Source organism: Actinokineospora sp. NPDC004072, assembly GCF_053604195.1.
The window spans coordinates 206,233-225,655 of sequence record NZ_JBSGHB010000012.1; the positions used below are offsets into that span (position 1 = coordinate 206,233).

Sequence of the window (19,423 nt, forward strand, 5' to 3'; positions counted from 1 at the left end):
ATGAGCACCGAACAGGCATACCGCGCCGCCGAGCGCCTCCTGCGCCGCCCCGCCCGACCCGGCGAGCTGGTCGTCGGCGACAAGATCCGCCCGACCTGGCTCGGCGACCGGTTCTGGTACCCGGTGGCCACCGGGGCGGGCAGGCGGTTCGTGCTGGTCGACCCCGCGGCAGGCACCCGCGAACCCGCCTTCGACCACGCCCGCCTGGCTGCCGCCCTGACCGCGGCGGCCGGGCAGCCGGTCGACCCGGACGCGCTGCCCTTCCCGGCCATCGACCTGACGGCGGACGCGGTGGAGTTCGCCGCGTTCGGCGAGTTCTGGCGCTGCGGGCTGGCCGACTACACCTGCGAGCGGGCCGAGTTCACCCCGCCAGGCAACCCGCTGGAGGTGATCTCCCCGGACGGCAAGGTGGCGGTGTCGCGCCGGGGTCACGACCTCTGGGCGCGCTCCGACGGCCGCGAGTGGCCGCTGACCACCGACGGCGCGCCCGACCACGGGTACGGCTACGGCCCTGCCTCCGCTGGCAATCCGACGCTGCTGCGCAAGCTCGGCCTGCCGCACCTGCCGCCTGCGATCGCGTGGTCGCCGGACTCGACCAAGGTGCTGGCGCACCGGACCGACGAGCGCCGCGTCCGGCTGACCCACCTGGTGGAGTCCCGGCCCGCCGACGGCGGCCCACCGGTGACCCACGCCCAGCGCTACGCCTACGCGGGGGACGAGCACCTGCCGCTGGCGGAGCTGGTCGTGCTGGATGTCGCCGCAGGCACGGTGGTCCGCGCGCAGCACGAGCCGCTGCTCATGGCGCAGCTGTCGCCGATCGCCCTGCAGTGGGCGTGGTGGTCGCCGGACGGCTCGGCGGTGTACTTCCTCGACCGGCCGCGGGACATGCGCACGCTCGCGCTCAAGCGGCTGGACCCGCTCACCGGCGAGGTCACCACGGTGCTCAGCGAGTCCGGGCCCACCCGCGTGGAACCCAACCAGTGGTGCTTCGAGCCGCCCATCGTGCGGGTGATCGGCGACGAGGTGCTGTGGTACTCCCAGCGCGACGGCTGGGGCCACCTGTACCGGTACGACCTGCGCAGCGGCGCGCTGCTGGGGCAGGTCACGTCGGGGGAGTGGGCCGTCCGCCAGATCCTCCATGCGAACGGGACCGAGGTGTTCTTCACCGCCGCCGGTCTGGTCGAGGGCGACCCCTACCGCCGCACGGTGTGCCGGATCGCCTTGGACGGCACCGGTTTCACCAGGATCACCCCCGACGAGCTGGACCACGTCGTCACCCTGCCGGAGAGCAAGGCGTTCTTCATCGACTCGGCTTCCACTGTGGACACCGCGCCGGTGTCGACCGTCCGCGACTGGTCCGGCCGGGTGCTCGTCGAGCTGGAGCGCGCCGACATCACCGCGCTGGCAGGCACCGGCTGGACGCCGCCGGAGCGCTTCTGCGTCAAGGCGGCCGACGGGGTGACCGACATCTACGGCGTGCTCTACCGGCCGCACGGGTTCGACCCGTCCCTGCGCTACCCGGTGGTGGACACCCTCTACCCCGGTCCGCAGGTCAACCGGGTCGCCCCGGGCTTCGACCCGGGCGGGATGGGCCTGGACGCCGAACCGCTGGCCGCGCTGGGCTTCGTGGTGGTCGCGGTGGACGGGCGCGGCACCCCGGGGCGGGACAAGGCCTTCCACGACGCCTCCTACGGCCGCTTGGCCGACGCGGGCGCGCTGGTCGACCACGTGGCCGCGCTGCGGCAGCTCGCCGAGACCCGGCCGTGGATGGACCTGGACCGGGTCGGCGCTTTCGGCCACTCCGGGGGCGGGTTCGCCGCGGTGCGGGCGATGCTGGACCACCCCGACGTCTACCGGGTCGGGGTCGCCCTCTCCGGCTCGCACGACGCGCGCTGCTTCAACCCCGGCTTCGTGGAGGCCTACGACGGGGCCGACAACCCCGAGGCGTGGGCCCGCTCGGCCAACGTCGACCGGGCGGGGGAGCTGGCGGGCAGGCTGCTGCTCGTCCACGGCGAACTCGACGACCAGGTCCACCCGGACCAGACGCTGCGCCTGGCCGACCGGCTCATCGCCGCCGACAAGGACTTCGAGCTGCTGGTCGTGCCCGGCGCCGAGCATGCGTTCCTCGACTGCCTCGCCTATGTCCGCAAGCGCTGCTGGGATTTCCTGGTGCGCGAGCTGATGGGGCGCACCCCGCCCGCATATCGGCCCGCCCCGATCGTCGTCGGGCCGGAGTTGCTCGCCGAGATGTTCGCCTGAAATTTGGAATCGGCGGGACAACGGTCGCGCCGGGAATTGGGTGTGTGCTACAACTGGGGTTGTCGGTCGATGCACCGCCGGTGGCCTGCGAGTTTTCGTTTCTCGGCGACATTCTTGTCAGGGATCGACAAGTCTTCGCCGGTCCGCGGGACGGGGCCTGGGGGAATCCTTGCCCCGTCCCAGCGGCGTTGGTTAGCGTTCAGTCCGGACAGCATCCGATGCGGCGGGTGAAATCCCCGCCGCAATTCGATTCGGCCCTTCGGGGGACGGGCTCGTCGATTGTTCGCGCACGTATCATCGCTGATACCTGAGGACTGATCACCGTGACTTCACGCATTGTGTCCAGGAGGCTGCTGGCAGGCGGCGCGGCGGCGGCCGCCGCTGGCCTCGTCGCCGCAGGCATCGCGCTCGGCTCCGGCACGAGCGCGGCGGACCCCGTCTCGCTGACGCTGAACTACAACTGCCCCTTCCCGCTGATCGGCGTGCAGCCGATCAAGGTCGTCATCAACACCGACATCCCCAAGACGACCAAGGTCGGGCAGCAGAACCCGGCCTTCGACATCGAGGCCATCACCACCGTGCCGGAGACGGCCACCCAGGGCCTGACCCTGGTCGGCGCCAAGACCATCGAGGGCAGCGCGGTCTCCTCGGCCCAGGTCGCCGCGCCGGAGGCCACCCTGCCGGTGAACGTGCCGATCACCGTGGAGAAGACCCCGGTGCCCGCCGCCGGGGCCTTCGACGTGCGGGCCACCGGCAAGACCCCGCCGCTGACCTTCAGCAAGCCCGGCCCCGCCAAGATCACCGTCGGCGGCCTGAAGCTGACCCTGACCCCGCGCACCGCCGACGGGTCGGAGACCGGCCTGGGCACCTTCGACTCCGTCTGCGAGCAGGTCCCCGGCCAGAACACCGAGCTGGCCACCATCGAGATCCTGCCCGGCGACGGCGGCACGACCTCGCCGACGACCACCACCACCACCACCACGACCACGACCACCCCGCCCACGACCACCACGACCACTCCGCCCCCAGGCAACGGGGTGAAGGTGTCCTACGACCTCAAGGGCGTGTCGAACCTCAAGGGCATGCTCACCGGCCCGGTCCCGCTGTCCGGCGGCTTCGACGCCAACGCCGACCTGGCCAAGGGCACCTACACCGGCGACCTGAAGCTGAACAAGACCTCGGGCACCTTCAAGATCTTCGGGTTCCTGGAGTCCAAGGCCGACATCGAGTTCGTGCCGGTCGGCCAGGCCAGCGGCACCGTCGCCACCGGCGCGATCACCTTCACCGGCAAGCTGACGGTGAAGCTGCCCAAGATCTCGCTCTTCGGCATCCCGATCAGCCAGGAGCCGACCTGCCAGACCGTCACCCCCTCCGACATCAGCCTGAAGTCCGTCGGCAACTTCGACGTCCTGAAGGGCGGCAAGATCGCGGGCACCTACGCCCTGTCGGCGGTGCAGGGCTGCGGTGGGCTGAACGACTTCATCAGCCCCTTCGTCCAGGGCAACGGCCACACCATCGACATGGACCTGACCATCAAGCAGTGACCCGTTGACCCGCAGGCCCCCACCGGCGTCCGGTGGGGGCCTGTTCCTGTGACGCCGGGACTCGGCCATGCGTCGCAATCTCGGTAGGGCGTACGTACAAGTACGGATGTGCTCAGCGTGACCGGTGCGGCACGGTTGCCCGCATGGCGGTGAGTCGAGCCGCCCGCACCGACCGGAGGCAGAGGATGACCGCGTCCCCCGTCCTTGAGCACCGCGCACCGGAGCAGACCTTCGCCGAACGGCTGCGCCGCGAGGTGGTCGGCGAACTCGCCCAGGCGATGCCCGAGGAGTCCGGCGACCTGGCCACCGTCGTCGACCCGCTGGTCGAGACCATCCGCACCACGATCCTGTGCTGCCTGGACACCATGACCGACCCGCGCGGGCCCGCGGGCGAGGACTGGTCGGCGGTGTTCCGGGCCCGCCGCCGCGAGCTGGTCGAGCGCTGCCGCCCGGACCTGCTGGCCTGGGCCTACCACATCGGCGGGCAGGTGGCCTGGCGGCACGCCGCGCACTTCGCGCGCACCCGGCGGATCCCCGCGGCGGCCGTGGCCCGCGGCGCCGAGGTCATCTTCGCCTACCTCGGCGAGCTGTCCGGGCTGACCGGCGCGCAGGCCCGCCCGGTCTCGCCCGCGGCGGCGCGGCGCAAGCTCCTGCGGCTGGTCCTGGCCGAGCAGGCGCCCGCGGCCGGGCAGCTCGCCGAGGTGGTCGAGGCGGCGGGCTGGCCGCTGCCCGCCGCCCTGCGCGTGGTGGCCCTGCGCCGCCCGACGGCCGCCGACCAGGCCGTCGCCACGGATTTGCTGCGCGACCACCTGGTCGACCTCGACGGCGAGCAGCCCTGCCTGCTGGTCGCCGACCCCGCGGACGTCCCCGGGCTCGCCGCCACCCTGCGCGCGGCGCTGCCCGGCTGGACCGCCGCGATCGGCCCGGCTGCCGGACCCGCGGAGGCCCGCTCGTCGCTGCGGGTCGCCGCCCGCGCGCTGGACCTGGCCGGGCGCGGGCTGCTGCCCGCGGGCGTGCTCGACTGCGCCGAGCACCGGCTCACCCTGGCCCTGTTCGCCGACGAGTTCCTCATCGCCGAGCTCGCCGAGCGCAGGCTGGCCCCGCTGCGCGCGCTGACCCCGCGCAGGCGCGAGCGGATGCTGCGCACCCTGCACGAGTGGCTGGCCAGCCAGGGCCGGGTGGCCGAGATGGCCGCCAGCATGGGCGTGCACCCCCAGACCGTCCGCTACCGCATCCACCGCCTCGAAGAGCTCTTCGGCGACCAGCTCGCCGACCCGCGCGGGCGCTTCGAGCTGGAGCTGGCGGTGCGCGCGGCGGTCCTCAACCACCAGCCCGGGACCGCGGAGGGCCCGTCCTGATCACCTGAATCGGCACAGCCGCCGCCCCGAGCTGTCGGCTTCCGCGCAGATCCCTCCCCCTGGGAGCGGTATTGCGCAACCCCGCCGCCCATCCGCCACAATGCTTGTCCGACGGACGGGCGGGTGGTGCGCGAGTGTCAGGTGCTGGGGTGCGGCGGTCCGGTCCCGGGTCGCTGCCCGCCGAGCCGACGACCTACGTCGGCAGGCGGCAGGAGATCGCCGAGGTGCGGCGCCTGCTCGGCGGCGGCCCGCTGGTCACCCTGACCGGGCCCGGCGGCGTCGGCAAGACCCGGCTCGCCCTGCGCGTCGCGGACGCGGCGCGGGCGTCCTTCGGCGACCGGGTCGTCTTCGTCGGCCTGGCCGACCTGCGCGAGGAGCGGCTGCTGGCCAGCACCGTCGCCGAGCGCATGGGCATGGGCGACCGCTCGACCAAGGCCCCGCTGGAGCGCATCGTCGACCAGTTCCGCGAGCAGCGGCTGCTGCTGGTGCTGGACAACTGCGAGCACATCGTCGAGGCGTGCGCGGCCTTCGTGGCCGCGCTGCTGGCCGAGTGCCCGCACCTGGTCGTGCTGGCCACCAGCCGCCAGTCCCTCGGCGTGGCCGCCGAGCGGGTCGTGCCGGTGACCCCGCTGGCCGTGCCCGAGCCCGACGAGAACGCCGCCGCCCTGGCCGCCTACGACGCGGTGCAGCTGTTCACCGAGCGCGCCACCGCCGTGGTGCCGTCCTTCGAGATCGATGAGGACAACGCGCGCGACGTGATCCGGCTGTGCACCGCGCTCGACGGGCTCCCGCTGGCCATCGAGCTGGCCGCGGTCCGGCTGCGCTCGCTGTCGGTGCGCCAGCTCGCCGACCGCCTCGACAAGCGCTTCACCCTGCTCACCCGCGGCAGCCGGGGCGCGCCGAGCAGGCACGAGACCCTGCGCGCGCTCATCGACTGGAGCTACGAGCTCTGCGACGAGCAGGAGCGGCTGCTCTGGGCCCGGGCGGCGGTGTTCGCCGGGTCGTTCGACCTCGACGCCGCCGAGCACGTCTGCTCCGGGGCGGGCATCGACCGCGGCGCCGTCCTCGACCTGCTCGACGCGCTGCTGGACAAGTCGATCCTGCTGCGCGAGGAGCACGACGGCGTGGCCAGGTACCGGATGCTGGAGACCGTGCGCCAGTACGGCGAGGACCGGCTGCGCGCCAGCGGCCACCTGGCCGACCAGCGCCTGCGCCACCTCGACTGGTACCGCAGGCTCACCGCGCGCTTCGCCGAGGGCAGCTTCGGCCCGGACCAGACCGCCTGGCTGGGCCTGTTCGCCGCCGAGCACGCCAACCTCCGCGCCGCGCTGGACTGCTGCGCCAGCGATCCCGAGCTGGCCGCCACCGGCCTGCGGATCTTCGTGGACCTGCGGGAGTACTGGTTGCTCAGCGGGCACAACACCGAGGCGCGGCTGTGGGCGAGCGCGCTGCTGGGCAGCGCGGGCGAGCAGGCCCCCGACCGCGCCGCCGCGCTGGTGTTCTACGGCTTCCTCGCCCTGATCCAGGGCGACGGCCCGGCCTACGAGTCCGCGCTGGCCGACGCGGCGGCGCTCGCCGAGGCCCGCGGCGACGAGAGCGCGCAGACCTACGCGCTGCACATCCGCGGCTATGCCTCGCTGATGGGCGATGAGAGCGAGCTGGCCGCCGAGCGGTTCGCCGCGGCCGCCGAGCGCTTCGGCGACCTCGGCGACGAGGCGGGCGAGCTGTGGGCGCGGTTCAACTACGGCCTGGCCATCGGCCGCATCGGCGACCTGGCCCGCGGCCGGGCGGTGCTGGACGAGGCCATCGACCGCTACACCGAGCGCGGCGAGGTCTTCTGGCGCTCGTGGGCGCTGTGGTCGCGCAGCGCGGCGGAGTACCTGCACGGCGACATGGAGGTCGCGCGCCGGGCCGGGCTGGAGGTGCTGCGCCTGCAGAGGTCCGTCGACGACCGGGTGGTCATGGCGTTCACCTTCACCGTGCTGGCCGGGTGCGCCACCCACCAGCGCGAGCCCGCCCGCGCGGCCCGGCTGCTCGGCGCGGCGAGCACGCTCTGGCAGGCGCTGGGCGCATCGCCTGCCAACTACGTCGCCTTCGTCGAGCCGATGCAGCGCGACATCGGGATCGTCACCGGCGAGATCGGCTCGCAGGCCGCGGCCGAGGAGTTCATCGCGGGCGCGGCCCTGTCCGTGGACGAGGCCGTGGCCTACGCGCTGGGCGAGGCGGGCGCCGAGGAGCCCGAGCCGGAGCAGGCGCCCAACCCGCTGACCGCGCGCGAGATGCAGATCGCCGAGCTGGTCGCGCAGGGCCTGACCAACCGGGAGATCGCCACCCAGCTGGTGATCGCCCCGCGCACCGCGGACACGCACGTGGAGCACATCCGGGCGAAGCTGGGCTTCAGCAACCGCACCCAGATCGCCGCCTGGGTCGCCGAGACCCGGCGGGCCAAGGCGGGGTAGCCCCGACCCACCGGGCGGCGGTGTCAGACGGCGGGTTCGACCGCGGCCTCGCGCTGGCCGGTGTCGGGCAGGATCAGCTCACCCTTGGTCAGCCACGCGACGCCGAAGGCGAAGGTGGCGGCGAACTCCAGCCACAGCGTCGGGCGCAGCGCCGCGGTCTGCTCCTCCAGGAACACCCCGATGCCGACCATCAGCACCAGCGACACCAGGATCACCACGCCGGAGGCGATGTAGACCCCGTTGCGCTTGATCTTGCGCTCGGTCGTCGGGTCCTCGCCGGTGGACCGGCGGAACAGCACCAGGCAGAAGTACGCCAGCGACAGGAAGAACACGCCCGCGAAGGCCAGGTGCAGCACGGCGAACACCTCGTCGGGCCCGGTCGCGCCGGACGGCGGGGTGGTCGGGAACAGCGCGACCCCGATCGCGGCGACGGCGGCGATGTTGCTCACGAAGTCGTCCACCGGGCCGTAACCGCGGTAGGACAAAAGGAACACGCCGATCGCGCACATGCTGCCGACGTACACGTCGCGCAGGTCGCTGTAGTAGTAGCCGCTGATGGAGTGCAGCAGCCTGCCGTCGATGAGGAACTGCCCGACGAGCAGCACCACCGGGAGCGCCATGCCGATGAGGCCGATGGCGCGGCGCAGGTACAGGTAGGAGTGGACGAGGGTGTCGTGAATGGGGCTCATGGCCGCCTCCGTGACGAAGCCGATACGGGTATATCGGCACGTACCGGCCGGCTTGTGACCCCTCTCGCCCGAACGGACCAGAGCCCGCCCCGCGGGCCGCGTCGCCCGCGGGGCAGGTCCGGTCAGCCCTGATCAGGGGCTGGTACAGGTGAGCGCGGGCGCGCTCCCGCTGGTGCCGTTGGCGGTGAAGCCGAAGGTCGTCGACCCGCCCGCGCCGACGGTGCCGTTGTGGCCCGCGTTGCGCACGCGCACGGTCGATCCGCTGGTGGTCAGCGACCCGTTCCACACCTGGCTGATCGACTGGCCGCTGCCGAGCGTCCAGCCCACCGTCCAGCCGTTCACTGTGGACGTTCCGGCGCGCACGGTGACCTCGCCCTGGTAGCCGCCGCCCCAGGAGTTGACGACCCGGTACTCCGCGGTGCACGAGCCGGGCGGCGGGGGAGTGGTCGTGGTGGTGACGGGCGGGGTGGTCGGCGGGGTCGTGGTGCCGCCGTCGCGGCCGACGCCGGTCACCTCGCCGCTGCCGCCGTCGAAGACGACGTCGGAGCAGTTGTAGAAGGTCTCGGTGCTGTCCGAGCGCGACCAGACCGAGTAGATGATGTGGCGGCCGGACTTGCCCGACGGCAGGTTCCCGCTCCAGTAGTAGTGCCCGTCGTTGGTGCCCACCGACCCGCGCTGCGGCGGGTTGGTCACCTGCAGGAACGGCTGCTCCTCGACGTCGGCCCAGGAGAGCGGGCGGGTGGGGCTCCAGCTGTCCTTGGTGACGTACATGGAGAACGTGCCGGGGTGGTGGGCCCAGTTGCTGTAGCGCCAGCTGAAGCCCGCGCCCGCGGTCAGGTGGGTCACCGGGTAGTCGGCGCGGGCGATGTCGAACCCGGCGAAGGTCGGGTTGCCGCCGCTGCACAGCTTGCCGTCGGGGATGAACCCGCGGGTGCGGCCCGCCCCGTCCGAGCGCAGCGACCCGAACCAGTTGTAGAACGCGTTGGTGCCGCCCGCGTCGACCGCGGCCTTGCAGGCGGGGTTGATCGGCACGATGTTGCCCTGCGGGCTGAGCCCGTCCTGCCAGCACAGGTAGGACCGGGCGCCGGGCGCCATCATCGCGCCGTGCGCCGATGCCGGGCTGACCGCCACGACCAGCCCGACCGCGGTGGCCACCGCCGCGGCCGCGCTGAAGAGCGCAAGCTTCCGTCGCATCCTCACCGTTGTCCCTTTCGCGTACCTCGTTGTGTCGGTGCGGGAGGGTTGGGAGCGCTCCCAGAAGCAGGTTCAGCGTAACCCGGGCAGCCCGAAATGTGAATACCCGATGACGGGCGTGCGACGTCAGCGCCAGGTCAGCCGGTGATCAGCGGGCCGCGCGAAACTGGTTCCAGCAAGGACGAGGAGAGGTGCCCGGAGCGGCTTATCGGGTTCCTGCTCGCAGGAAGGGCCACTGGCCCGCGCAGGTTCGAATCCTGCCCTCTCCGCCTAGCGGCCCTCCAGGCAGCGGTCGAGCCGCTCGACGTACCCCGCGGGCAGCGACCCGCTGACCAGCAGCTCGCGCACGACGTCCTGCAGGCATTCGCTGAACGCCGGGTAGTGCGGGGTCACCGGCCGCAGCCGCGCGCCCTGGATCGCCGCCTCCAGCGTCCGCGCGTACGGGTACCGCCGGATCACCGCCGAGTCCAGGTAGATCAGGTCCCTGGTCGCGGCCAGCCCGCCGCGCTCGAAGAGGATCTGCTGGCTGCGCGGGCTGGTCAGGAACTCGATCAGCTCCTGGGCGGCGCGCGGCCGCTCCGAGCGGGCCGCCACCGCGAGGTTCTGCCCGCCCAGCACGCTGCCCCCGGGCAGCGGCACCACGCTGAAGGGCACCGACTTGCCCAGCGCCCGGTAGGCGACCGGCCAGTTGCGCATGAACAGCGCCTGCCCTGCGCCGAAGGCGTGCGTGCTGGCCAGCTCGTCGGACTCCAGCGACGCCCGCAGGTTGATGTCGGCGTCGGCGACCTCGTCGGCCAGCCTGCGCAGCGCGGCCTGGGCCTCGTCGGAACCCAGCGCGATGCGGCCGTCGGCGACGACCTCGCCGCCCTCGGCCCACACGGCCTCGTGCACGGCGACGGTCAGCCCCTCGTACTCGGCCAGCTGGGTGGCCAGCCCGGCGCGCATGCCCGCGGGCTTGTGCTCCTTGATCGCGTCGCGCACCTCCGACGCGGTCTCCGGCGGCACCTCCACGAAGTCCTCGCGGTAGTACAGCAGCCCGGCGTCGGTGTTGAACGGCAGCCCCCAGAGCTTGCCCTCGTACCAGTTGGTGCGCAGCGGCTTGTCCATGAACCCGGTCGTGTCCACGTCCTCCAGCGGCCGGATGAAGCCCGCCTCGGCGAACTCCGCCATCCACGTGACGTCGAGGTTGTAGATGTCGACCTGCTTGCTGCCCGACTGCGCCTGCGCCACCATCTCGCTGTGCGCCTGGTCGGCGTTGGCGGGCAGCTCCTCGATGACGGCCGGGTTGGCCGGGCGGATGCGGTTCCACTGGTCGATGAGCGCCTGCCGCTGCCCGCCCTCGCTCTGGTCGAGGCCGCTGAGGATGACCAGCTCGCCCTCCTCCGCCGCGTCGTCGCCCGCCAGCGCAGGCACGATGTACTGGGTGGCCGCCAGCGTGACCAGAACGCCTAGGACGAAACCGATCACCAGCCTGATGCGCACCGGACTTACCCCCACAGTTGTTGGAACAGGTCGGTGAGCGCCCGCTCGACCGACCCCGGTCCCGCGTGCAGGCACGCGCCGTCGGTGGTCGCGGTGAGCGCGGCGAAGGTCGAGGTGCACGTCGCGTCGCCCATGGCGATGACGAAGACCCGCACACCCCGGCCGCGCACGGCGTCGAGGAGCTGGGCGGTGGTCATGCCGCCCGCGGTGTCCGGCCCGCCCGCGAGCACCACGACGGCGCTGGCCTGCCGCGGCCCGCTCGGCCCCACGGCGGCCACCCCGTCGGCCACGGCCCGGTGCAGCGGAGCCGGGCCTGCCGCGGTCACCCCGGGCAGCCGGTCGCGCACCGCGGGGGCCACCTGGTCGCGCTGTCCGAAGGGGACGATCGGCCGGGCGCCGTCGCCCGCATACGCCCACACGCCCACCACGTCCTCCGGCCCGAGCAGGGCGAGCGCGCGGTCGACGCCGCCCGCCGCGGAGGTCAGCCTGGTGCGCCCGCCAGCCTCCAGCACGCCCATGCCCGCGGAGGCGTCGACGGCGAGCAGGATGCGCCCGTGCCGCTGCGCCGCCGCCAGCAGCGCCTCGACCGCGGCCTGCCGGGCCGGGTCCGGCTCGCCGCGCACCGGGCCCGCCTGCGGACCGGTCAGCGCGCCGTAGTGCCTGCTGAGCAGCTCACCCGCGTCGGCCCCGGTGGTGCGCAGGCCGGTGTCGCCCAGCGCCGCCTGGCCCGCGGGCGTGGCCAGCCACGCGCCGAAGTCGCGCGCGGCCAGCGCGGCGGGGGTGTCGGCGGCCCACTCCACCGGGACGAAGGTGTGCCGCAGCCGGAAGGTGTCGGCGGGGTAGTGGGCGATCAGGCAGCTCGGCGGGGCGTCGGCCGCGGCGCAGTTGGGCAGGGTCACCTGCGCGTCGGCCCTGGCCCGGGCGTTGGCCTGCACGAGCGCCTGCTCGGGCACGATCAGCGCGGTGCCCTGCCGCTCGCGGGCGCGGTGGGCCTGCAGCAGCGCCGGGACCGGGCCCAGCGGGAACCCGCCCGCGTCGGCCGACCGCGCGGCCCAGCGCTCGCGGTCGCGGGCGCGCGCCACCGGGAGCAGGCCGCCGTCCGGGGCGCTGAACAGCGCGTCGGTGGCCAGCAGCCCGACGCCGCTGGTCACCGGGTAGGGCCGCACGACGCCCACCCCGGCGCGCTGGGCGGCCTGCAGCAGGTCGTGCCAGGTGGTGGCGTTGCGGTCGGTGCCCAGCGCGCCCGACACGCCGATCGGCACCCCGAGCACCAGCGGCGTCCAGGCGATCTCGCGGGCGTCGCCGATGCGGGGGCGGGTGGTCCCGGTGCCCGCCAGGCGCGCGCGCACGTCGGCGGCGTCGCGCGGCGACGAGGTGATCAGCACGTCCGGGTGCGGGCCGTAGTCGCGCACGTAGTCGGCCGACCAGCCCGTCCCGAGCCCGGTCACCGCCCGCTCCGGCGACACCCCGAACACCGCGACGTGGGTGGTCCGGCAGCCGAGCGCCGCCTCGGCGGTGTGCCGCTCGTAGGCGTCGGCCACGTCCTCGTACAGCTGCACGTCGTCGGTCGAGGTGGCCACCCGCAGCTCGACCGGGTGCGCGCAGCCGTAGAGCAGGAACCGTCCATATGCGACAGCGGGCGGCGCGCCGATCCAGACCGCCGCGGCCGCCGCGGTGACGCCCGCGGTCCAGGCCACCAGCCGCGTCCACAGCCTGCGGGAGCGGCTGCGCACCCACCGGCGCAGCCTCGACAGCACCGGCGCCCGCAGCTGCAAGCCGCCCGCGGCCACCATGACCGCCCCGCCGACGAACTGCGCCCAGGCGCGCACCGAGGTCAGGGAGTTGGCGGAGAGGGCCATCAGGACCTCGCCGAGCATCATCAGCGCGACCCAGCCCAGCTGGGACCGCTCCGGTTTGTGCTCGTCGGTGCTCAACGTCGAGGACACCCTCCCCACGGGGACCGTTCCCGAAGACCTACCACACCCCGCAGCGCCGGTGGTCGGCTTCACCCGCCTTCACCCGATCAGGGGCTAGCCGCGGAAGTGCGCCAGCGCCTCGGCATCGGTGGCCGGATGGCGCAGCACGGCATCCACCCATCCGGTGATCCCCGGGAACTCGCACACCCGGATGATGACGTCGCAGGCCGCTACGATGTCGAACCCCGTGCAGCGCAGATCGACGCCGGGGCCCAACAGCGCCCAATGCGCGCCCGACCGCCCGTACGGCATGCCGACGCTACCCGGGTTCACCACCATCCTGCCGTGCGCGATGCGGGCGAAGGGCATGGCCGTGTTGCCGCAGACGCCCGCGTGGGCGACGTCCTGTTCTGCCATGGCACCCCGCGCGCCGATGATGAGATCGTGGTGGTCGATTCGCCGCTGGAGCGCTGGGCAGAGGTGTTCGACGGGCTCGACCCGGGCGTGCGGACGGTCAGGCAACGCCGACCGGGAGATGGTCGAGCTGCGGCGCGGTCTGCGCCCGGGCATCCCGGACCCGATCGCGGAGTGGGCCGCCGGGCAGCTCGCCGATGAGCACGTCGATTTCCTGGCCGACCTGCCGGACACCGAGCCGGTTGGTCAAGTCCCCGATCGCGTGACAGGGCAGTTCCCCAGGGCCACAAGATCGCCGAGTCCGGTTGTGTCCACTGTGGGCGACTACCATCGGGGCATGGCGCAGAGCGAGAGCACGCTGACGGTGGTGCTGGCGGGTTCGATGAACCTGGCGATCGCCGTGATGAAGCTGGTCGCGGGCCTGATCACCGGGTCGGCGGCCATGCTGGCCGAGGCGGGCCACTCGGTGGCCGACACGTTCACCGAGCTGCTGCTGCTGACCGCGCTGCGGGTCTCCGGCAAGCCCGCCGACCGCCGTCACCCGTTCGGGTACGGCAAGGCGCGCTACTTCTGGTCCCTGCTGGCCGCGGTTTCGATCTTCGTCTCGGGCGCGGTGTTCGCCTTCTACGAGGGCTTCCGGACGATCTTCGGCGAGGCCGAGGAGCAGACCTCCCCGCTGGTGGCCTACATCGTGCTGGCCATCGCCTTCGCGCTGGAGTCGGTGTCGTGGGCGCAGGCCCAGCGCCAGGTCCGGCGGGAGGCCAAGGCCGCGGGCCGCTCCCTGTTCGTCCACTTGCGACAAAGCGAGGACCCCACCTCCATCACCGTGCTCTACGAGGACAGCGCCGCCCTGGTCGGCCTGCTGCTGGCCTTCGGCGGCGTCGGCATGCACCAGCTGACCGGCTCGTCGGTGTGGGACGGCGTCGCGTCGGTGGCCATCGGCGTGCTGCTGGCGTTCGTGGCCTACCTGCTCGGCCGGGCCAACGCGGGCCTGCTCATCGGCAGGCAGGCCGCCCCCGGCCTCGTGCACGCCCTGCGCGACGAGCTGGAGGCCGCGCCCGAGGTCGAGGCGGTGGTCGACCTGCAGACCATGCTCATCGGCACCGACCGCGTGCTGGCCTGCGCCCGCGTCGACTTCGTCGACGACCTCACTTCGGCAGCCCTGGAACGGGTCTGCGTCCGGCTGGCCGAGGAGCTGCAGGCCGAGCACCCGGCGGTCACCGAGGTGTTCATCGAGCCGGTGCCCCGCACCGACCCCGCCCTGCGGGCCGCCGTGCTGGCCAGGTACGGCGGCGCCGCGGAGGGCCGCCCGGCCAGCGAGACCCCCTAAGCCCGCTGGACGGGCGCGCGCCGAGCGTGGCAGGGCCCGTCCTCGAAATGTCCCTGCCCGGTCCCCGACCTGGCGGTACCCTGATCGTTCCCACGGCCGTCGAGCGCGGGGGAGGTGGCGGGTGCGGGTGCGGGTGCTCGGTCCGCTGCAGGTGCGGATCGGCGAGCGCGAGGCGCCGGTCAGCGCCGCGCGCTCGCGCAAGGTGCTGGCCGCGCTCGCCCTGGCGGCCGGGCAGCCGGTCGCCCTGGAGCGGCTCATCGATTCCGTCTGGCCCGCCGACCCGCCTGCCACAGCGGCGAAGCAGATCCGCAACACCGTCTCCGACCTGCGCCGACTCCTGGCCGCGGCCGACGCGGTCCGGCCGACGCCGACGGGCTACCGGCTGGTCGCCGACACCGATGTCGGCGCCTTCGCCGAGCACCTGGCCCGCGCCCGCGCCGCCGAGGCCCCCGTCGACGCCGTGCGGGAGTACCGGGCCGCGCTGGCGCTGTGGCGCGGGCCCGCGCTGGCCGACGTCTCGGCCCCCGCCCTGGCCGCCCAGGTCGCCGCGCTATCCGAGCAGCGCTTGGTGGCCCTGGAGGAGTGCATCGAGCTGGAACTGGAGCTGGGCGGGCCGGGCCTGGTCCGGGAGCTGACCGACCTGGTGGCCGAGCACCCGCTGCGGGAGCGCCTCGCCGCCCAGCTCATGCGGGCCCACCTGCGCGACGGCGCGCACGCCCAAGCGCTGACCGTTTATGAGGACGTCCGCAGAGCGCTGGCCGACGAGCTGGGCATCGACCCCGGCCCGCGGCTGCGCGCCCTGCACGCCCAGATCCTCGCCGAGGACCGGGGCGCGCCCCGGCCCACCCGCTGCGACCTGCCCGCCGACGCCACCCACTTCACCGGCCGCGAGCTGGAGATCCACCGGCTGATCGAGGCCGCAGGCCAGGGCGGGGCCGTGGCCATCTCGGCCATCGACGGCATGGCCGGGGTCGGCAAGACCGCGCTCGCCGTGCACACCGCCTACCGGCTCGCCGAGCGCTACCCCGACGCCCAGCTCTTCATCGACCTGCACGCCCACACCCCCGGCCGCGACCCGCTGCCGCCCGCGATCGCCCTCGACAAGCTGCTGCGGGCGATCGGCGTGCCCGGCGAGCGGGTGCCCGAGGACGTCGAGGACCGGGCCGCGCTCTGGCGCGCCGAGCTGGCCCGGCTGCGGGCGGTCATCGTGCTGGACAACGCCGCCGACGCCGACCAGATCCGCTCGCTGCTGCCCGGCCGCTCGGCCAGCCTGGCCCTGGTCACCAGCAGGCAGCGGCTCACCAGCCTGGACAACGTCTGCCTGGTCTCCCTCGACGTGCTGCCCCTGGACGACGCCCGCGCGCTGTTCGCGGGCATCGTGGGCGCGGAGCGGGCCCGCGCCGAGCCCGCCGCCGTGGACGAGGTCCTGCGCCGGTGCGGGCGGCTGCCGCTGGCCATCCGCATCGCCGCCTCCCGGCTGCGGCACCGGCCCGCGTGGAGCGTGGCGCACCTGGCCGCGCGGCTCGGCGAGTTACCGACCGGCGTCGCCGCCGCGTTCGCGCTGTCCTACCAGCACTTGAGCCCGCGCGCGCAGCGGCTGTTCCGGCTGCTCGGCCTCATCCCGGGGCCCGACGTCGACGGCCACGCCGCGGCCGCGCTGGCCGGGCACCCGCCCGAGGAGATCACCGCGGTGCTGGACGAATTGGTCGACGCCAACCTCCTGCAGGAGCCGCTGGCGGGCCGCTTCCGCTTCCACGACCTGCTGCGCGCCTACGCCGCCGACGCCGCGGCGGCCGACGACCGCAGGGCCGCGCTGACCAGGCTGTTCGACTTCTACCTGCACACCGCTTCCGCCGCGATGGACATCCTCGCGCCCACCGAGAAGCCGCACCGCCCGCGCCTGCCGCCGAGCGGGATCCCGCGGCCTGCGCTCCCCGACTACACCGCCGCCTTGGGCTGGCTGCGCGCGGAGAACGCCAACCTGGTGGCCGTGGCGGACGCGGCGGCGGGCGACGGCTGGCACCGGCACGCCTGCCAGCTCTCCTCCACCCTGTGGCGCTACTTCCACGTCTCCGGCAAGCAGGACGACGCCTTGGCGCTGCACGCCCGCGCCCTCGCGGGCGCCCGCGCCGCCGGTGACCGGCTGCTGGAGGCCGAGACGCTGGCCAGCCTCGGCTACGTCGGATGGTGGATGGGCCGCTACCGGGAGGCGATCGGGCACTGCCGGGGCGCGGTCGCCGTCGCCAGGGAGACCGGCACCCTCGCCTTAGAGGGACGCGCGCTGCACGCCCTCGGCCTGGTGCACTGCAGGTTGGAGCAGTGCGACGAGGCGCACGCGGTGTTCACCCGCATGATGGCCGTCGCCGTGGAAAGCGGCGACCGCATCCTGGAGGCGTACGCGCTGCGCGGCCTCGGCGATGTCCACAACAGACTCGGCGAGCACGCGGCCGCGCTGTCGTGGCTGGCCAAGGCGCTGCACCTGGCCGAGGAGACGGGCAACCGCAGCGTCGAGGGCTTCGCGCTCAACGGCCTCGGCGAGGTCTACCGCCGCATGGGCGAGCACGACGAGGCCGCCGCGCACCAGCGGCGGGCGCTGGCCACCGCGCAGCAGACCGGCAACCGCAACGTCGAGATCCGCGCCCTCAACGGCCTCGGCGAACTCGCGGGCGACGAGGAGGCCATCGGCTACCACCGCAGCGCCCTGGCCTTGGCCGAGACCGTCGGCGACCGCTACGAGCAGGCCCGCGCCCACCTGGGGCTGGCGCGCGGGTACCGGGCGCAGCGCCGCGCGGGCGCCGAGCGCCACCACGCCGACGCCGCCCGCGATCTCTACACTGATCTCGGCATCCGCGCGCCGGGTGAAGTGCCTGCCTGAGGGGGACCAGTGCCCGACCGAGTGGCCGATTCCACCGCCGAAGCCGCGACCCTGCTGCGCGCCGCGGGCGCGCTGCTCCCCGACAAGGGCCTGCGCGGGCCGGACTTCATGGCGGCCCGGTTCATCCCGTGGTCGCCGCGCGCGGTCGCGCTGGTGAAGGTGCCCGGTGTCCGCGGCCTGCTGGTCCGCGCGCTGCTGCGGGCCTGGCCGGGCGCGGTGTGGTACGAGGTCGTGCGGACCCGGCACATGGACCAGGTGCTGCGCGACGAGGTCGCCGACGGCGCGAGCCAGGTCGTCATCTTGGGCGCGGGCTTCGACTCCCGCGCCTACCGGCTGGCGCGCGACCTGGCGGGGACGACGGTCTACGAGGTCGACCACCCCGACACCTCGGCCCGCAAGCGGGAGCGCCTGCGGGCCGTGGTGAAGCGGATCCCGGGGAACGTGCGGTACGTGACGGTCGACCTGAACCACCAGGACCTCGCCGAAGCCCTGGCGGGCAAGGGTTTCGACCCGGCTGTGCGGACCATCGTCATCTGGTCGGGCGTCGCGCCCTACCTGACGCCCGATGGCGTGGAACGCACCTTGCGCTGGATGGCCACGCAGCACCCGGACAGCGGTTTGGTGTTCGACTACTGCTGGCAGGAGGTGCTCGACGGCACCTCGGACAACGAGAACGCGATCACCGTGGCCCGCTGGGTGGCGGGCCGGGGCGAGCCGTGGCGCTCGGGCATCCCCGAGGGCCGCACCGCCGACTACCTCGCCGGTCTCGGCCTGCGCGCGGCCGAGGACCTGACCATCCCGCAGACGCGGGACCGGTACCTGGGCGAGCGGCCGGAGCCCATCTGGGACTTCGGCGGGTTCGTCCTGGCCCGGCCCCGCGCCCGGGGCTAGCCGGTGCTGCAGGAGACCGACGGCCAGGTCCAGTTGCCGTTGTGCTGGATCGTCAGGCCCCAGTTGTTGCCGTTGCCGTTGGGCCGGGCGACCAGCTGCTGCGATGACGGGTAGGACGCGGTGACGTTCCACGTCGCCAGGACCGTGGCGGGGGAGGGCACGTTCATCGTCACCGTCCAGTTGCTCCCGCCGTTGACCGCGACGTTGAGGTTGTAGCGGTCGCTCCACTGCTGGCCGGCGGACAGGGTCGCGGTGCAGCCGCCACCGCCGCCCCCGTCCCCGCCGCCGGAGGCGCCCACGGTGATGTTGGAGCTGCCGCTGCTCTGGTAGCCCTCGGTCGCCATGATCATGTAGTCGTGGCTGCCCAGGTTCATCCCGTGCCTGGCCCAGGCGTCGAAGTGGTTGCCCGAGGTGATGGTCCCCCCGGTCCGCTTCGACTGCCGGACGCTCCAGTACTGGTTGAACGTCCTGGTGCCCTCGATGGAGGGCGCGTTGTAGCGGGTGGTCTGGTAGATGTCGTACGTGCCGCCGTCGGTGGTGACGGTGCCCTTGTAGGTCCCCGTCGGGCGGTAGGTGCCCCAGTTGTCGACGATGTAGTACTCGACGAGCGGGTTCCGGGTCCACCCGTAGAGGGTCAGATAGGCGTTGCCGGAGGGGTTGAAGCTGCCCGAGTAGCTGACGCTGCGCCGGCCGCCGGTGCTCCAGCCCTTGCCCGCGACGAAGTTGCCGGTGTTGCGCCAGGAGGTGCTGTAATTCCCGCCCGCGCCCAGCTCCATCGAGACCGTGCCCTGGGCGTCGGTCCAGAATGAATAGAAGTAGCCGCCGTGGTTGCCCGTCTGGTTCGTGGTGATGGCATTGGCCGTGCCCGGCAGCAATACCGCGGTCGCGGCCAGCGCCAACGCGCAGGCGCGGCCGACCAGCCGCCTCATGGTGGATTTCATGTGCTGGCTCCCCTTGTCCAGGAGTGGCAATGACCGGCGCCGGCGATGGCGTCAGTATCGGCTGGCGGCGA

The 19,423-nt window shown here is 73.6% G+C and carries 14 protein-coding genes and 1 tRNA gene; 8 read left to right on the forward strand and 7 right to left on the reverse strand.

Annotated elements, in window-relative coordinates; genetic code table 11:
- The 4 genes from ACWEPX_RS20445 to ACWEPX_RS20460 all read left to right on the forward strand — a co-directional run bounded on the left by ACWEPX_RS20445 (position 1) and on the right by ACWEPX_RS20460 (position 7,620).
- Positions 1-2,259: a prolyl oligopeptidase family serine peptidase gene (locus tag ACWEPX_RS20445; RefSeq protein WP_451898774.1), complete on the forward strand. Its 2,259-nt coding sequence runs from the start codon at positions 1-3 to the stop codon at positions 2,257-2,259.
- Between the two features lie 323 nt (positions 2,260-2,582).
- On the forward strand, positions 2,583-3,803 hold the full coding sequence (locus tag ACWEPX_RS20450) for a DUF6801 domain-containing protein (RefSeq protein WP_451898775.1): 1,221 nt from the start codon (positions 2,583-2,585) through the stop codon (positions 3,801-3,803).
- A gap of 185 nt (positions 3,804-3,988) precedes the next feature.
- Positions 3,989-5,161, forward strand: a complete 1,173-nt coding sequence (locus tag ACWEPX_RS20455; RefSeq protein ID WP_451898776.1) for a PucR family transcriptional regulator — start codon at positions 3,989-3,991, stop codon at positions 5,159-5,161.
- A gap of 149 nt (positions 5,162-5,310) precedes the next feature.
- Positions 5,311-7,620, forward strand: coding sequence for an ATP-binding protein (locus ACWEPX_RS20460; RefSeq protein ID WP_451898777.1), 2,310 nt, complete (start codon positions 5,311-5,313; stop codon positions 7,618-7,620).
- 23 nt (positions 7,621-7,643) lie between these two features.
- Here ACWEPX_RS20460 and ACWEPX_RS20465 read toward each other — a convergent pair whose 3' ends face one another.
- Entirely contained in the window at positions 7,644-8,309 is a 666-nt protein-coding gene (locus tag ACWEPX_RS20465; RefSeq protein ID WP_451898778.1) for a DUF998 domain-containing protein, read from the reverse strand.
- Between the two features lie 132 nt (positions 8,310-8,441).
- Positions 8,442-9,503, reverse strand: a complete 1,062-nt coding sequence (locus tag ACWEPX_RS20470) for a lytic polysaccharide monooxygenase (protein WP_451898779.1) — start codon at positions 9,501-9,503, stop codon at positions 8,442-8,444.
- A gap of 185 nt (positions 9,504-9,688) precedes the next feature.
- Between ACWEPX_RS20470 and ACWEPX_RS20475 the strand changes: the two genes are divergently transcribed.
- Positions 9,689-9,772, forward strand: a tRNA-OTHER gene (locus ACWEPX_RS20475).
- A gap of 1 nt (position 9,773) precedes the next feature.
- Here the strand turns inward: ACWEPX_RS20475 and ACWEPX_RS20480 are convergent.
- The 4 genes from ACWEPX_RS20480 to ACWEPX_RS20495 all read right to left on the reverse strand — a co-directional run bounded on the left by ACWEPX_RS20480 (position 9,774) and on the right by ACWEPX_RS20495 (position 13,565).
- A complete protein-coding gene (locus tag ACWEPX_RS20480; RefSeq protein ID WP_451898780.1) occupies positions 9,774-10,985 on the reverse strand; it encodes an extracellular solute-binding protein in 1,212 nt (403 codons plus the stop codon).
- 5 nt (positions 10,986-10,990) lie between these two features.
- Entirely contained in the window at positions 10,991-12,919 is a 1,929-nt protein-coding gene (locus tag ACWEPX_RS20485) for a substrate-binding domain-containing protein (RefSeq protein ID WP_451898781.1), read from the reverse strand.
- Between the two features lie 96 nt (positions 12,920-13,015).
- Positions 13,016-13,318, reverse strand: a complete 303-nt coding sequence (locus ACWEPX_RS20490) for a hypothetical protein (RefSeq protein WP_451898782.1) — start codon at positions 13,316-13,318, stop codon at positions 13,016-13,018.
- Positions 13,319-13,415: 97 nt separating this feature from the next.
- Positions 13,416-13,565 carry a hypothetical protein gene (locus ACWEPX_RS20495; RefSeq protein WP_451898783.1) on the reverse strand — a complete coding sequence of 50 codons (150 nt, stop codon included), beginning with the start codon at positions 13,563-13,565 and terminating at the stop codon, positions 13,416-13,418.
- 87 nt (positions 13,566-13,652) lie between these two features.
- On the opposite strand from ACWEPX_RS20495, the gene ACWEPX_RS20500 reads away from it, so the two are divergent.
- From ACWEPX_RS20500 to ACWEPX_RS20510, 3 genes are all read left to right on the forward strand, one after another.
- The gene (locus ACWEPX_RS20500; RefSeq protein ID WP_451898784.1) at positions 13,653-14,645 is read left to right on the forward strand and encodes a cation diffusion facilitator family transporter; all 993 of its coding nucleotides are present in this window, start codon (positions 13,653-13,655) and stop codon (positions 14,643-14,645) included.
- A gap of 121 nt (positions 14,646-14,766) precedes the next feature.
- Complete coding sequence (locus ACWEPX_RS20505) at positions 14,767-17,520, forward strand: BTAD domain-containing putative transcriptional regulator (protein ID WP_451898785.1); 2,754 nt, start codon at positions 14,767-14,769, stop codon at positions 17,518-17,520.
- A gap of 9 nt (positions 17,521-17,529) precedes the next feature.
- Complete coding sequence (locus ACWEPX_RS20510) at positions 17,530-18,411, forward strand: class I SAM-dependent methyltransferase (protein WP_451898786.1); 882 nt, start codon at positions 17,530-17,532, stop codon at positions 18,409-18,411.
- Here ACWEPX_RS20510 and ACWEPX_RS20515 read toward each other — a convergent pair.
- Entirely contained in the window at positions 18,408-19,352 is a 945-nt protein-coding gene (locus ACWEPX_RS20515) for a glycoside hydrolase family 11 protein (RefSeq protein WP_451898787.1), read from the reverse strand. The two genes, ACWEPX_RS20510 and ACWEPX_RS20515, sit on opposite strands and share 4 nt — an antisense overlap.
- Positions 19,353-19,423: the final 71 nt, after the last annotated feature.